We start from the raw sequence: 15411 nt of genomic DNA, 5'->3' as shown, positions 1-15411 counted from the left end.
GGAATTTTATACAGAATGAATGGCAGGCCAAGCGATTTCGATCCCATAGCTCATCAGCATACGCTGAAAGTCGCGGAGCTCAGGTTCTTTGTTTCGTACCTCGCGGGGTAACAGCCCACGGTCTATACAGCGGCTTGCCAGAAAACCAGCTGCCTCGCCAATGTTCCACTCGACCGGATGGAGCCGATAGCAGCCGTTAGTGATGTGTGTGACTCCCAGATTTTTGCACGCCGGCAGCAGGTTGTTCATCCGGATAGGAATCAGACTGCCCAGTGGAATCTGGAACGGCAGGGAAGAAATATCGATATAATGACGGTTGCCCGTGCTCGGATGCAGGTCAATCCGGTAGCAGCCGATGCCTACGGAGTCGTCGAATGTTTCCGCTTTGCCATCTGGCCTGCAGGCGGTGCTGACATGCTGCTCCAATACGGTGAACTCGGCTTTGATCCGGCGTGATTCCCGTATGTATGGCGCCATGGCCAGCCCGTCATCGGTGCCGACAACGTCTTTACGCAAGCGAAGCCCGGGATAGCCTGTACCGCCGTCAGGCCGGGGCGATTCCGTCTGCAGCCAGTAGAGCAGGGAGAGGCTGAGCTGCTTCGCATCCCACAGGTTTCGCTCTCTTTCCTCGGCGGATACGTCGATTACCGAACCGAGCCAGTAGTCGTTTTGCGGCCAGTTGACGAGCGTAATGCTTCCGGGATAAAAGCCTCCTTGGAAATTGCTGCTGTCGATGATGCGGCGATAGTAGAACAGGGAATACTTTTCCGTCCCTTCAAAAAGCTCGTAACTGACAGTCTCCAGCGTAGAAGGCCGGACGCCGGACCAGCTCAGCAGCCGATCGGGCCAAAAGTCGGCTTTATATTGCCGCCAGAAGTCATAACGCTCCGGCCGCTCAATGGTATGGTTTTCTCCTTCGATATAATCCATTGCAAAACAGTAAGTAAAACCCTGCATATCCTGCGGAAGAGGGTCGCCTTCCACGGCATGGGGCTCCCCGGTCTGGCTCACAGACTCAGCTCCGGTCACATATTCCACGCCTGCGAGCGGCAGGACATCTCCGCATTCAGTTGCATCAAGGAAGTAGGCGGCCGATAGCTCCGAGATTTCTCCGGTAATTAAATTGCGTATCATAACCGAGCGGACGTTATCGCCATCCACGGAAGCCGATTCCGCACGATGGCGGGTAAGGATGCGCAGCCTCCCGCTGTGAACATAAGGAGCCAGCATATCCCGTAACACAGCCAATGCAGCACGCGGTTCATGGCACAACCGTGAAACGCCGCCATTTCCGGGATTCAGATGAAATCGGGACTGCGCCTCCGCGGTTAATGGAAAATGGCGCCGGTAATAATCACGCACACTGTCCCGGAATTGCCTGTATGTGCGGGTACAGCCGAACTGCTCGATCCACGGGTGTTCATCCGGCGGGACGGCCTGGCTCGTTAACTGTCCGCCGATCCAATCCGTTTCCTCGGTCATGATCACCGTCTTGCCCGATTTGGCGGCGGCAAGTGCGGCGGCGCAGCCGCCGGTTCCACCGCCGATAACAGCGATATCGGCATGGTATTCTTGTAAGTTGCGTTTGCGCTCCCTATCTGCCAACGAATTCATCCCCTTCATTTTTTCCTCATCACCTGCGGGTTTTTACAGGCTATCCCCATTGTATTACAGCGGTAACGTGGACGCAGCGGAGGACCATGACTTCTTTTGGTACTTTAATAACCAATGACTGTGGGGAAAAAAGGGATTGCTTGTGCCAGGGGCGAAGAATATCGTTATTAAGCAAGTGAATGCAGGAGTGAATTTCGCAATGAAAATTGCGTCTACTTGTGCGTTAATAGCGAACTTCGTTCGTTGTCCGGACAGGGTTCGTTTGTATGTGAATGAAGGGCGTAAGTCGAGTAGTTCAGGCAATAAATCATCATCCGAAAATCGCAGGACAAACAGGGTGGATGAAATCACAGGTGACTAACCCGATTTTTCAGTGACTTTTAGTCTTTATGTTATAGCTTTTAAATTATGATATTGACTCTGAAGGAGGGCATGTCGTGACGAATAAACAACATCCTGTTAACGCTATTCAATTGGACGCGAATATGCGGATTCAACAATCCGGCGACAGTGATTTCATTTGGTTTACACCGCTCGGGCAGCCGTTCCATGTTGCAGGTTTCGGCTGGCTGCAAGAAGAAGGGCGTTACCGCCGGCTCCCGGCAAAGCCGGGCTGGATGGTCCCGGATGCGGTCGACAAATTGGCAGACTGCACGGCTGGCGGGCAAATCCGCTTTGCAACGGATAGCGCTTCGCTGTCCATTAAAGTGAAATTGTCGGGGGCTGCCAACATGTACCATATGCCTGCTACTGGGCAGTGCGGGTTTGACTGCTATATCGGGGGGCCGGGAGAACAGGTTTATTACGACACAACCATTTACGATCACAAACTAACTGAATATGAAAGCGTTATTTTTGCGAATATGGAAAGTGAATACCGGATTATTACACTGAACTTCCCTCTCTACCAGGGTGTAGAGGAAGTGATGATCGGCTTGGATCGGGGAGCGCATATAGCCCCTCCGCCAGCTTATGAAAGCAGTAAAAAAATTGTCGTCTACGGCACCTCTATCACCCAAGGTGGCTGTGCTTCCCGTCCAGGCATGTGCTACACGAACATACTCTCACGCCGCATCCATATGGAGTTTCTCAATCTGGGCTTTTCCGGCAACGGCAAAGGAGAACCGGAGCTTGCTCATATTCTTGCTGGAATCCCGGACCCGGCGTGCCTGGTTCTCGACTATGAGGCAAATTGCGTTTCCACGGAACTGCTGAGGGCAACGCTGCCCGATTTCATCTCCATCTACCGGGAAAAACATCCTCTGATACCGATTCTTGTGATCTCCCGCATCACGCATGCCAAAGAAAAATTTGATGCGCAAATGGCGCAGGACCGGGCCGACCGCAAACAAATCCAGATCCAGACTGTAGATCAGCGGCGCGAACTAGGCGATGATAACATCTTTTTTTGCGACGGCTCTAAACTGCTGGGTGAAGATGCATTCGAATGTACGGTTGACGGCTCGCACCCGACCGACCTGGGCTTTTTGCGTATGGCTGATGGGCTGACGCCGGTTCTGAAACAAATTTTGTCCAGTTGAATGCCAAAATCATTTTATCCGGGATGGTGGATGTATGTTAAAAAGAAAGACTGCTTTCGCCTTGCTCGTATGCTTCACGGCCGCCGGCTGCAGCCTCCCCGCAGGGGAAAAGAATATAGAAGTGGATTCTTCAGCTGCTAAAAATGAGGCAATCCGCATCGTGGTGAATAGTCTGGGCATGGGCTTTCCGGAAAATATGGATGAGAACAACAACCCGTACCTGAACTATATCGAGAAAAACACCGGCGTTCAGGTAAACGTGACTCTCCCTCCGCTGAACGGGTACGATGAAAAGCTGAATGTCATTATGACGTCGGGGGAGCCTCCCGACCTGCTTAACACGAGCAGCCCGTCCTGGTTTATGAACTATGTGAACCAAAAGGCGCTTACGCCTCTTAACGGATACATCGAAGAGTACGGAGCCAACCTGAGAGCCAAAATTCCGAAAGAAGCCTGGGATAACGTGACGGTCGACGGTAACATCTACGCCATTCCAAGTTTGAACGAGGTCAATGGAACGGAGATCATTTACGCCCGAAAAGACTGGCTGGACAAGCTCGGACTTGGACCGCCCCGAACCATTGAGGAGTATACGGAGGTGATGAGGGCTTTTGCGGAAAGGGACCCGGACGGAAACGGAAGGAAGGATACCTACGGCCTCTCGATCATGGAACGTCTCGGGAGAACGTCGCCTTTTCTCGGAGCCTTCGGCACGCAAATGAACGCTTGGTATGAGCGTGACGGTAAGCTGATGTATTCCGGCATCCTCCCGGAGATGAAAGCAGCACTTGTCTACTTGCGCAGCTTGTACGACCGGGATATACTGGATCCGGAATTCCCCCTCAATAAAATTGACGTGCTTGGCGAAAAGATTGCGGACGGTCGTGTCGGCCTTTACTCTGCAGCTTGGTCCGACACGCGTACCCATATTGCGGCGAACCGTAAAAACGATCCGAATGCGGTGTGGATCCCGCTTAATTTCCCAATAGGCCCAAGCAGCAAACACGGGGTCTACAGTACTTCCAAAGTCCGTTCGTACAATGTCGTGCCCTTAAAGAGCCAGAATGCGGCGGCCGTCGTCAAATTTCTTGATTTTATCGCAGGGCCCGGTCAACAAGACCTGAAGCTCGGTTTTGAAAATGAAGTGTGGATCCGATCGGGCGGAAAACTTACCATCCGGTTGGAAGAACATATCAAGCACGGATATAGGGGGATTTACGGGTCGCTGGCCGATACCGTGGAGCGGAACATGACCCGGGATCGGTTGGTGGGGCTAGGCGAACAGTTCCGTCTATACGAGAACCTGCAGCTAATCGAAAGCAACTTGATGGAGAATCGGTTTAACGGGCCTCCGACAGCCGCAATGGGCAAGCATCAAGTCAAGCTGTCCAAGCTTCAGGAAGAAACATTTACCCGGATTGTCGCGGGGGTAAGCCCCATCGAGGAGTTTGATTCATTCGTAAAGAAATGGAAGGATTCCGGCGGCGATGAAATAACCGGTGAAGTGAATGAATGGTGGCGGGAAACCCGTAAGTAGCCGAAAAGCGATAGGGTACGAATGGAGGGACCATCGATTATGATAAAAGAATTCCTGCCCAAGGTGCGTAAATTGCTGGCCGGATATATCCAGGTTCGCTTGACATGGTATTTTTTGTTGATCCTGCTTCCGCTTGCCGGCCTTAGCCTTTTTGCCATCGCTAAATCGCAGACGGTTTTGGAACAGCAAACGGGGGAACGTACGCAAGGAGCCCTCCATACGATGGCTGATTACATCGACCTGACGCTGCAGAACATCGAACAGCTTTCCTCATTGATCGCTTTCGATATGAACGTTAACGCCAAGCTGCAGTCCGTTGGGCAGGAGCCTGCTAAGCAGTCGTTTGTTCACTTCGCGCAGGTCATGGATCAGATCACGAACATATCGACGGTCAATCTGATGGTGGACCAAATTTCCATCATCCATATGCCGTCGCGTACCGTCATTTCCACTAAGCTCGGCGGACGTAAGCTGCCCGAAGGCGCGGAGAAGCAGGAATGGTACCAGCGTTTAATGGATGCGGGCGGGGGTACTGTTTTTTTTACGCCTCAGGCAGGCGAATCGTACTTTGATGCGGACAGCGTTCACCTGATAAGGACGATGGACCCCTATAACAGGACGATAATCAACCCGAACTTACTAGTGCTTTCCGTCAAAAAAAGCGCCCTCATCGAGCTGGCGAAACCGCTGCTTCCTTCTAAAAATGCGAACATCTATCTTTTCGGTAGTGACGGAAACCCGATCACCAGTACGGGAGCGAGCGTAAATTCGCTTGTTTGGGGCAAAAGAGAGGCGGTTAAAACGATCCGCAAGTCGCCGGAAACCAGCGTAGAAATGGTTACGATCAGCGTGAAGTCGACATATTCCGGGTGGTCGCTCATGATGGAGCAACCGCTGCAGGAGATCCGCAGCCATACCGACTCCTTAAAGGTGTTCACTTATGGGATTATTACCGTCAGCCTCATGCTGGCGGTCTGGATGTCCTGGATCGTCTATAAGGGGATATCAGCCCCCTTGAGAAAGCTGGCATATGGGATGAAGCAGCTCCGCACCGGTAATTTCTCCATCCAACTGGCAGATACGCGTGTCGACGAACTGGGCTACGTCATCGAATCGTTCAACCGGATGGCCGAAAACCAGAAGATTCTTATTCGTGACCACTATGAGAAACAGCTTTTATTGTCCAAAATGGAACTTAAATTTTTGCAGTCGCAAATTAACCCTCATTTCCTCTATAACACACTGGATTCCATCTATTGGACAGCCAAAAACTACGAGGCGGACGAAATCAGTGAAATGGTGCTCAATCTGTCGAGGTTTTTCCGGCTTAGCCTGAACAAGGGGAATGAGACGTTTTCGGTCGGGGATACGATCGAGCATTTGAAATATTATATTAAAGTGCAGCAGCTGCGGTTTTTGGATCATTTTAGCGTTCGGTACGATATTGCCGAGGAAAGCAAGCCGTACCATGTGCTGAAGCTCCTTTTACAGCCGCTTGTGGAAAATGCCGTACTTCATGGCCTGGAAAAGCAAAGCCGTGGCGGGGAGCTTTTCATTGCCGCTTATTTGGCCGGTAACCGGCTTGTGCTCGAAGTTTGCGACAACGGAGCAGGGGTGGACAATGAAAGGCTCGCTTATATCCGCAGCGAACTTGAGGAAGCGTCACGGCTGGCGACGGAAGGCACTTCAACGGACCGGAAAAAGGGAAGGGACTTATTTGGCCTGCGTAATGTAATTACCCGTATGAAAATGTATTACGGCAAAGAATCAGAGTTTCGCTTCGAGAGCGGCGGCAGCGCAGGCACCCGGATCACGCTCCTGCTGCCGCTAGAACAGTGCGCGTCACCTTTAGAGGAACAGGCAAGCTGATTGGCAGTACTGGCTTTGGCAAACTCGACAGAAATCTGCTTTAATTAAGTGCCCGCCAACTAAAATGATTATATATCCAATAAGTAGTAATAGTTTTTTGAAAATACTGATAAAAATTTATTGACGACTTTATTTTTGAATAATAGAATTATCGAAACTGTCAATAAAGGAAGTGTAGCCATGAGGAGATACAGGTGGATCAAGTGGCGTAAGTTTCTTCTGTGGCTCGCAGCCCTCGTCATCATTGGTGTGCTGTTGTGGGCAGGAGGGCCGACAGCGTGGGGGATCGCGTTGAGTATTCTCAGCATTATGATGCAACTGCTCTTCGCTATCATGTTCGTTATTATCCAGTTTGTAGCTCTTTTTTGGTTTCTTGCCAGAGGCCGGACTTACTGGATTCTACCCGGAGAGACGGGCGCCAGCTGGGACGATTACCGGGGAAACCCCGAAATTGTTGAGAATGCGAAGCGGATCGTCACTCTGCTCAAGGGAGTCAAGGAGTTCAAGGAAATGGGAGGCGAGGCCATCAGGGGGTTCCTGCTCTGTGGGCCTCCAGGGACCGGTAAGTCTTATTTGGCCCAGGTGATCGCGAACGAAGCTCAGGTTCCCTTTGCCTATGCCTCGGCGCCTAGCTTTCAGAACATGTTCTTTGGCGTCGGCAACCTGAAGGTGATGGGCCTCTATAAGAAGGCCCGAAAGCTTGCCAAAGTTTACGGCGCATGCATCATCTTCATCGATGAGATCGATGCCATCGGTATGAGGCGCCAATCCGGAGGAGCAGGAGGTATGATGTTTGGAATGGGCGGCGGGAGCGGCTTGCTCAACGAGCTGCTTTTGCAGATGGACCCGCCGAACATCGACGGCTCTTGGTTTGCCAGGTTTCTCCGTTCACTCGGGTTGCGCCGCAAAAAGGCGGAACGCCCGGCGGTGCTGACCGTTGCAGCGACGAACTTACCTGATGTTCTCGATCCCGCACTGCTCAGGCCCGGCCGCTTCGACAGGCAGCTCTGGGTGGATACCCCCGATTACGATGGAAGGGTCGATGTCTTCCAATACTACCTGCAAAAGGTGAAAAAGGACGCTTCACTTACCCCTGAACGGGCGGCGCTTGATACGTTCGGATACAGCCCGGCGCAGATCAAGCACATCGTCAACGAATCGGTCGTGATTGCCCATCAGCGGGGGGCTCAAGTCGCCGGCTACGAGGACTTCAGAGCCGCGATGGAGACCTATGAGTGGGGACTTAAGCAGCCGCTCCGTTCCATGAGAGATGACGAGAAGCGGAATGTCGCCTACCATGAGGCGGGTCATGCGGTGGCCCAGTTCCTGCTGAAGCCGCACGAAAGGGTATGGAAGGTTACGATCATCCGCCGGGGCGGTGCGCTAGGTCTTGCTGCTACCAAGCCGACGCAAGAGCGGTATAACCGGAGTGACAGTGAGATTTTGGCCGAGATCCAAGTCTGCCTCGCTGCAAGGGCGGTGGAAGAAGAATTTTTAGGTAAAAAATTAAACGGTGTCACCTCCGACCTGCAGCAAGCCACCGATTTAGCAGGTGCCTACCTAGGAATGGTCGGTATGGGCGATGAGCTGTTCAGTTGGCTTTCTGTAGGCTCTCGGGACGGTGCGCTGAGGGCACTCCGTCCAAAGATCAATGAGCTGCTGAAGGACCAGATGGTCAATGTGAAGAAGCTGGTACTGGAATATGCCGAATTTGTTCACGCCATAGCGGAAGAATTGCTGAAACAGGGCGATTTGACCGGCGAAGAGATCGAGCAAATCTATTTACGGTTATATGGCCGCAGCCGGCCGGAGCCGCCAAGGATCAGTCAAGGGGCGTCACGTGATACGATAGCCGAGACGGCTTCTGCGGAGTCGGCTGATGATGATGATGAAGACCATTCTATGAAGGATGAAGAATAATGTTGACCAAAGAAAACGTCTCTGTTCGCGTCGTTTGCGATAGAGACGTTTTTTTAGAAGTGACCTTAAGATTTGGAGTGAGAAAGATGTCTAAGCGATTGAATGCACGACAGGTCCGGATTGAGCATTGGGCAGAAGGCGACCTTGAATTACTACGTCGTATGAATGCTCCGGAAATGATGGAACACCTTGGAGGTCCGGAGACTGAGGATCAGATCCTCGCCCGGCACCCGGTGTCTAACGCTATTTGTCGAAAACTGGGGTTCTCGTTCATCAAAGAATGCGAATTCGAATATCCGCCTGGAAGCATCATGCGATGCAATAACTGGCGCTTAGACCTTTATGATGGCGGACATTTGGATATGAATCTAAGACTTGAAAAGTATTAGAAGCCTTGTTGCTCAAGGCTTTTTTTGTTTTGTTGGTTAACATTCGCACTGGATTGAGGTAAAGCCAGGCTTCGACGTTGACAAATCCCATCCCTGGGCGTTATATGGATGTAATTAACTAAACAACCGTATAGCAGACAGAGGGGAGACTTATGATGTTCTACTCGCTCAAAAACCGATTGATCGTTTTTTTCGCGGTTTTGCTGTTCGTATCGTTCGGGACGATGTCGTATCTTTTTTTTACGGAATCCCGCTCTATTATTCGCTCCTACATAGAGTCGTCAGCGTACGAAAAGATGGACGAGTACGGATCGTTCGTCAATATGGCGCTTGCGCAAATCTACGATGTTTCCTCTATTGTGTTCAATAGCCATACTACAAAAAGTTGGGCTACGGCACTTTCCGATCCAGGTTTGCCCGCTGGCGAGAAGATGTTGGCTAACATTGATTTAAGCCAGTTTTTGACACAGACGACGAATAATTATTCGATTGTATCGTCGATAACGGTTTATCGGCAAGAGGGGATGTGGATCTCAGCCGATAACCAGATCATGAACGATTCATCGTTCAAGAGCGAGCAGTGGTATGATCATTTCATAACGAGGGGCAACGAATGGGTCTCCGCACATCAAGACCCGGTCGAGGTTCTGCGCTCGAAACCGTTTGACGTGCTGAGTTTACTTCTTCCTATCGGCACATTCGAGCCCTCGCAGTCCAAAAATATGATGAAAATCAATGTCAGATCCGCATTCTTTTTAGAACCGTTGAATCGGATTCATCTTGGAGAAAAAGGCACTATTTTCTTATTGGATGGAGAGGGAAACCCGATCTTAGGTCAACACGAATATGCCTCCCACCCGGAGGCTGCGAAGCAAATGGGGGCGATCCGCGATAACCGGCTTCAGAACGGTGTTGTCTATTTAAAGAATAACCAGGGCGCTAGAGACATTCTTGTCTATAAAAAGCTGAAGCTAAACAATTGGCTGCTGGTTGGCATTGTGCCCGAAGCTGATTTGTATGGCAAGCTATACAAACTTCGAGCGAGCATGCTGATATTCGTAGCGTTATTGCTCGTTGCTGCAATTGCCGCTGCGATCTGGCTCTCGCACGGGATCTCCAGACCGCTCTCGCGACTGGCATCCGCGATGCGTTATGTGCAAATTGGTGATTTTGACGGCGCAGAGAATCGGATAACTAATGAGGATAAGGTTCGTAATGAAGTCGGCTACGTAACGGCGACGTTCCGCAACATGGTGAGTCGTCTGAGACAGCATATCAAAACGGAATTTGAGCTCAAGCTGCTGAGGCAGCAAGCGGAATATAAGTCGTTGTTGATGCAAATTAATCCTCATTTTCTATTTAACACGCTAGAATTGCTAAGCAGTCTGGCGATGCAGCATCGCATACAGGACACGGTGAGAGTAATTGAATCTCTTGGGAAAATGATGCGCTTCTCATTGAAAATCAGCAATGACTTGATAACGTTGGAAGAGGAAATGATCTATGTCCGCCATTATGTGTCTATTTTGCAAATCCGCTTCGCCGACCGGCTTCATATTACCTTCCAGGAAGACGAAACATTGCGTCAAAGCGTCATTCCTAAATTTATTTTACAGCCATTAATCGAAAATGCCGTGAAGTACAGCTTCAGGGAACAAGCTGAAGCCAAAGTGATCATTCGGGTACGGCAAGATCACAATCGGCTCATCCTCACTGTTGCGGATAACGGTCCCGGGATCCCGAAGGAATTGTCGCAACAGTTGCAAGCAGAATCGTTAGCTTCTCAATTTGAGCAAATTTTGAATAGCAGATCGCAGCAGATCGGATTACGCAATGTTCTAGCCAGATGCCAACTCTACTATGGGGCATTGTTTGCATTTAAGATCGATTCAACGTTGCAGCAAGGAACCTGTATAGAACTCATGTTGCCGATACAAGGAGGAATGACAGATGTATAGCGTACTCATTGTCGATGATGAACCCGAAATTCGGCAAGGTCTCAGGCTCAAGGTCGACTGGTCAGGCCTGGGATTGTCCATCGCAGGTGAGGCGGGAAATGGCGCCGATGCTATAGAATGGCTTGCTAATCATCCGGTTGATATTGTCATTACTGACATGAATATGCCAGTGATGAATGGCGTATCATTTTTGGAAATTTGTCATGAACTGCATCCTTCATTACGATTGATTGTGATCACTGGCTATGAGGATTTTCAATATGCCAAGGCGGCTATTCGTCATCAGGCCAAGGACTACTTGCTAAAACCTGTAACGCAAGACGAGCTGAGAGAAGCTTTGCTCAAGGTCGTCCGTGAGCTTAACGAGCAGCGAAATAAGCGGGATCAGCAAGCCATGATGCAATGGCGCCTCTCGCAATATTATAAGGAAATGAAAGAGCATTTTATCGTGCATCTTGTCAATGAAGAACTGGAACGGGAAACAATGATCAGGGAAAGGGCGAAATTGTTTCAGTTTGACACTTGGGAGGAACGGCATGTTCGTTTCGTTACGGCAGGTCTCATAGACCGCACAGGTGCCGGTGGGCAAGAAGAGCGCTCGCCGCACAAAATGCGGCTTCCCTTAGAAATGGTTTGCAGGGAAGTTGCAGAGTCCTCGCCGCAGCAGGTTCAAGCATTCCGTGATGCGAATTATTCGGGTTTCATTCACTTTATCACTGCGATATCCGATGAGGACCTGAACGTCTTCGTCGATACGCTCCGCATCGCGGTCACCGAACATTTGGGATTCCAACCGAGCATCGCAATCGGTAAGTCGGTTACGGGTCTAAGACAGTGGAAAGACGGATATCTGTCTTCGCTTTTGGAATGGAATATGAAGGGCAATAAGGCTCCGCATGACATGCATACAGCTAAAGCACAGCAATTTCTGTACAAGCTGGCACATAAAATTGTCCGTGGTTCGGAAAATAACCCTGCGGAAGCGGAGCAATCGATCATACAAGCAGCTGAGCAATACATCCATGATAACTATATGTACGATATTAATTTGACGATGCTTGCCGAACGCTTTAATTATAATTCTTCGTATTTCTCTGAAATGTTCAAGGCCAAAGCCGGTAAGACGTTCATTCAGTATATCACCGATGTACGTATGGCGAAGGCAGTTCAGTTGCTTGAAGAAACGATGCTCAGCCTATGGGATATCGCTGAACTGACCGGCTTCACGAATGCCAGTTATTTCAGCTCAAAGTTTAAACGTCTGTATGGAATGCCGCCTTCGGAATACCGTTTGCGTAAAGAACCTGAAAAATTTGATAATCAAGAGCCGAAAAAATAGCATTCAAAGGAGCGCAGCGAATCCTTATTATGATCTTACGAGCGATGAATCATCATCGTTAAGAGCACAAAGGAGGAGGGCGCTCATATGTCATCTTTAGGTAAAACCGCCCTTTCGCGGCAAAATCGCACGGCCTATCTGTTTTTAATGCCTTGGCTAATCGGTTTTTTCTGCTTGACGCTCGGACCTATGCTGGGTTCGTTGTATTTATCTTTAACGAAATTCAATTTATTGAATACTCCCAGATGGTTGGGACTGGACAATTATGTGCAAATATTTCAGGAAGACGATTCCTTTTATCACTCGATGGGATTAACCTTTCAATTTGCCTTATTATCAGTGCCGCTAAGACTTATTTTCGCTCTATTGGTGGCAATGGCGCTAAATAAAGGGATTCGTGCGCTTGGCGTTTACCGGACCGTGTATTACATCCCATCCCTGCTTGGAGGCAGCGTTGCCATTGCCATCGTATGGAGGAAAATATTTGATGGTGACGGTTTATTCAATCAAGCGTTGAGTTGGTTCGGCATTCAGGGGCCTGCTTGGGTGGCTCATCCGGATTATATTTTGTCCACGATCATTACACTGTCCGTTTGGCAGTTTGGTTCGGCAATGGTCATCTTTCTCGCAGGACTGAAGCAGGTGCCGGCTGATCTATATGAAGCTTCGCAAGTGGATGGAGCAGGGAAAGTACGGCAGTTTTTTCAAATTACGCTTCCGCTGTTATCTCCGGTTATTTTCTTCAACCTCGTGATGAGCATTATTAACTCGTTCCAAGTGTTTACACCCGGTTTTGTAATCGGCGACGGACGCGGAGGACCGGTGAACTCGACCTTATTTTACACCTTGTATTTGTATCTGAAAGGGTTTTCTTTCTTTGATATGGGCTATGCCTCAGCGCTTGCCTGGATCATGCTGGTCGTGATCGGGGCGTTAACAGCCATCGTGTTCGTTACATCCAAGTATTGGGTTTTCTATGGAGACGGGAAGGATGAGGAGGGGGTGACCGGATGACCATAAACCCAAACTTTACCAAGCTGCTGAAGCATCTGTTGATTATCGCCTTTGGTTTGTTGATGCTCTATCCCGTCTTATGGCTGCTTAGCAGTTCCTTTAAGCCGAACCAGTTGATTTTCTCGGATACGAGCTTTTGGCCTAGGAAAGTAACGTTTGATCATTATATCAACGGTTGGAAAGGGCTGCAGGGCACATCATTTGGCCGGTTTTTCCTGAATTCCGCTCAAATTTCGATACTTTCCGTGCTGGGAAACATCGTGACTTGCTCCTTTGCCGCCTATGCGTTTGCACGGTTGGATTTTCGATTCAAAAAGTTCTGGTTCAGCCTTATGCTGGTCACCATCATGCTTCCGTACCATGTAACGCTGGTTCCCCAATACATTATTTATAACAAGTTTGAATGGATTAACACGTATTTACCGCTCATCGTCCCCAAATGGCTGGCACACGATTCGTTCTTTATCCTGCTCATGGTCCAGTTTATCCGGGGAATACCGAAGGAATTGGATGAAAGCGCAACGATCGACGGCTGCGGGCAAGGTCAGATTTATTTTCGTATCATCATGCCGCTTCTGGTTCCAGCATTAATTACAACCGCCATCTTCACGTTCATCTGGACATGGGACGACTTTTTCTCTCAAATGATCTATCTCAACAACATTAAGCTGTTTACTGTCCAGCTCGGCATTCGCTCTTTATTCGATCCATCCGGGGAATCCGATTGGGGGGCGCTGCTCGCCATGTCCGTACTTTCGCTAGTTCCGATTATGACGATTTTCCTTTCTTTTCAGAAATACTTTCTAGAGGGCATTGCGACCACGGGTCTTAAATAACCCGAAAAAATCATTAAGGGGGAATTCATATGAAAAAGCGTTTTGCCATATCAACGATGGCCTTATTGATGGCTGTTACTACAGCCTGCTCTTCGGGCACCGGGACTGGAAGCGGAAGCAGTACAACAAACGCAGCCGCTACAGGCACTGCGAAGGAAGCATCCAAGGCGGAACCGGTAGAGCTCAGATTAATGTGGTGGGGCGACCAAAAACGTGCGGATCGCACCAATGAGGCGCTTCGCAAGTTCGAGGAGAAAAATCCGAATATCAAGATCGTCGGTGAATTTGCGCCAAGCTCCGGTTATTTCGATAAGCTGAATACTCAGTTGGCTTCCGGTACAGCGCCTGATGTGTTTTTCCTTGGAGGTAACGTAGTCGACTACGCGAGTAAGAACGTGTTGCTTGAACTGGATTCTTATGTGGGTAAAGAGCTGGATTTAAGCGACATGGACAAATCGATGATCCAATACGGCACGCTCAAAGGGAAGCTGCTTCACATCTCCGCCGGAGCTAATGCGCGCGGTATCGTCGTCAATACGGAGTTGTTCAAAAAAGCAGGCATTCCTGTTCCGCAAGACGGCTGGTCTTGGGAGGATTATGGGCGAATCAGCAAAGAAATTACGGTTAAGCTGGGTAAAGATGTTTTCGGAACGTACAATTTCACGGTCGATGGCATGGATATTTATATGAAACAAAGAGGCAAGCAGCTCTACGATATGGATAACGCCAAGCTTGGCTTTGAACAGAAAGATGCTGAAGAATGGTTCGCCTTGTGGGATAAAATGACCAAAGCGGGCGGTGTGGTAACACCGGCCCTGCAAGTTTCCAATCCACCGTCTGATACGAGCAAATCGCTCGTCGTCACAGGCAAAGTGGCTATGAGCTTGCTCGCTTCCAATCAATTGGGCGCTCATCAGAATCTGATCCAAGACAAACTGGAACTTGTTCAATTGCCTCGTGGTCCAAAAGGGACCGGTGTTGTTTTCGAATCGAGTCAAGGGTTATCCGGTTATGCGAAAACGAAGCATCCGAAGGAAGTTGCGAAGCTTATGAACTATTGGATCAATGATCCGGATGCGGCGAAAATTCTTGGCAATGACCGTGGCGTTCCCGTAACGTCCAAAATGCGGGATCTTCTCAAAAAGGATGCGAGTCCCGTCGAGCAGGTCATCTACGATTACACGAGCCGTGTATCGGCAGCGACGGTGAAAGAGCCGTTTGCGATCAGTTATAATCCGCCTGGCTTTACTGAATATACCAAATTGATAGAAACGACGGTGCAGGAGATCGGATTCGGCAAAAAAGATGTGAAAAAGGGCGTTGAGGACTTTTATGCCGGAACGGTTAAAATCTTCAACAATAACAAATAACGAAAGCCGCTTGCCGGGAGAAAT

The 15411-nt window shown here is 49.6% G+C and carries 11 protein-coding genes; 10 read left to right on the top strand and 1 reads right to left on the bottom strand.

The window, feature by feature from the left end; translation table 11 throughout:
• Window positions 1-6 precede the first annotated feature (6 nt).
• The gene (locus tag ICC18_RS22820; protein WP_223192791.1) at window positions 7-1605 is read right to left on the bottom strand and encodes an FAD-dependent oxidoreductase; all 1599 of its coding nucleotides are present in this window, start codon (window positions 1603-1605) and stop codon (window positions 7-9) included.
• A 446-nt stretch (window positions 1606-2051) separates the two neighbouring features.
• Between ICC18_RS22820 and ICC18_RS22815 the strand changes: the two genes are divergently transcribed.
• The 10 genes from ICC18_RS22815 to ICC18_RS22770 all read left to right on the top strand — a co-directional run bounded on the left by ICC18_RS22815 (window position 2052) and on the right by ICC18_RS22770 (window position 15387).
• Window positions 2052-3155: an SGNH/GDSL hydrolase family protein gene (locus ICC18_RS22815; RefSeq protein ID WP_312029589.1), complete on the top strand. Its 1104-nt coding sequence runs from the start codon at window positions 2052-2054 to the stop codon at window positions 3153-3155.
• Between the two features lie 34 nt (window positions 3156-3189).
• Complete coding sequence (locus ICC18_RS22810; RefSeq protein WP_188176758.1) at window positions 3190-4692, top strand: extracellular solute-binding protein; 1503 nt, start codon at window positions 3190-3192, stop codon at window positions 4690-4692.
• Between the two features lie 39 nt (window positions 4693-4731).
• Complete coding sequence (locus tag ICC18_RS22805; protein ID WP_188176757.1) at window positions 4732-6561, top strand: cache domain-containing sensor histidine kinase; 1830 nt, start codon at window positions 4732-4734, stop codon at window positions 6559-6561.
• A 180-nt stretch (window positions 6562-6741) separates the two neighbouring features.
• On the top strand, window positions 6742-8481 hold the full coding sequence (locus tag ICC18_RS22800) for an AAA family ATPase (protein WP_188176756.1): 1740 nt from the start codon (window positions 6742-6744) through the stop codon (window positions 8479-8481).
• Window positions 8482-8567: 86 nt separating this feature from the next.
• Window positions 8568-8870 carry a hypothetical protein gene (locus ICC18_RS22795; RefSeq protein ID WP_188176916.1) on the top strand — a complete coding sequence of 101 codons (303 nt, stop codon included), beginning with the start codon at window positions 8568-8570 and terminating at the stop codon, window positions 8868-8870.
• A 155-nt stretch (window positions 8871-9025) separates the two neighbouring features.
• Window positions 9026-10828 carry a sensor histidine kinase gene (locus ICC18_RS22790; RefSeq protein ID WP_188176915.1) on the top strand — a complete coding sequence of 601 codons (1803 nt, stop codon included), beginning with the start codon at window positions 9026-9028 and terminating at the stop codon, window positions 10826-10828.
• Entirely contained in the window at window positions 10821-12167 is a 1347-nt protein-coding gene (locus ICC18_RS22785) for a response regulator transcription factor (protein ID WP_188176755.1), read from the top strand. Before ICC18_RS22790 ends, ICC18_RS22785 begins: the two co-directional genes overlap by 8 nt.
• Before the next feature lie 87 nt (window positions 12168-12254).
• Entirely contained in the window at window positions 12255-13181 is a 927-nt protein-coding gene (locus ICC18_RS22780) for a carbohydrate ABC transporter permease (RefSeq protein ID WP_188176754.1), read from the top strand.
• Window positions 13178-14017 carry a carbohydrate ABC transporter permease gene (locus tag ICC18_RS22775; protein ID WP_188176753.1) on the top strand — a complete coding sequence of 280 codons (840 nt, stop codon included), beginning with the start codon at window positions 13178-13180 and terminating at the stop codon, window positions 14015-14017. Before ICC18_RS22780 ends, ICC18_RS22775 begins: the two co-directional genes overlap by 4 nt.
• Window positions 14018-14046: 29 nt before the next feature.
• On the top strand, window positions 14047-15387 hold the full coding sequence (locus ICC18_RS22770; protein WP_188176752.1) for an ABC transporter substrate-binding protein: 1341 nt from the start codon (window positions 14047-14049) through the stop codon (window positions 15385-15387).
• Window positions 15388-15411 lie beyond the last annotated feature (24 nt).

The sequence above is a fragment of the Paenibacillus sedimenti genome, from assembly GCF_014534655.1.
Lineage (GTDB): Bacteria > Bacillota > Bacilli > Paenibacillales > NBRC-103111 > Paenibacillus_E > Paenibacillus_E sedimenti.
The sequence above is the reverse complement of the archived record's forward strand: the minus strand, read 5'-3'. Positions and strand labels throughout refer to the sequence as shown.

What these genes read in the sequence shown, in the direction of transcription:
- ICC18_RS22810 (WP_188176758.1), top strand. Translation starts at nt 3,190, where the DNA reads ATGTTAAAAAGAAAGACTGCTTTCGCCTTGCTCGTATGCTTCACGGCC.
- ICC18_RS22805 (WP_188176757.1), top strand. Translation starts at nt 4,732, where the DNA reads ATGATAAAAGAATTCCTGCCCAAGGTGCGTAAATTGCTGGCCGGATAT.
- ICC18_RS22800 (WP_188176756.1), top strand. Translation starts at nt 6,742, where the DNA reads ATGAGGAGATACAGGTGGATCAAGTGGCGTAAGTTTCTTCTGTGGCTC.
- ICC18_RS22795 (WP_188176916.1), top strand. Translation starts at nt 8,568, where the DNA reads ATGTCTAAGCGATTGAATGCACGACAGGTCCGGATTGAGCATTGGGCA.
- ICC18_RS22790 (WP_188176915.1), top strand. Translation starts at nt 9,026, where the DNA reads ATGTTCTACTCGCTCAAAAACCGATTGATCGTTTTTTTCGCGGTTTTG.
- ICC18_RS22785 (WP_188176755.1), top strand. Translation starts at nt 10,821, where the DNA reads ATGTATAGCGTACTCATTGTCGATGATGAACCCGAAATTCGGCAAGGT.
- ICC18_RS22780 (WP_188176754.1), top strand. Translation starts at nt 12,255, where the DNA reads ATGTCATCTTTAGGTAAAACCGCCCTTTCGCGGCAAAATCGCACGGCC.
- ICC18_RS22775 (WP_188176753.1), top strand. Translation starts at nt 13,178, where the DNA reads ATGACCATAAACCCAAACTTTACCAAGCTGCTGAAGCATCTGTTGATT.
- ICC18_RS22770 (WP_188176752.1), top strand. Translation starts at nt 14,047, where the DNA reads ATGAAAAAGCGTTTTGCCATATCAACGATGGCCTTATTGATGGCTGTT.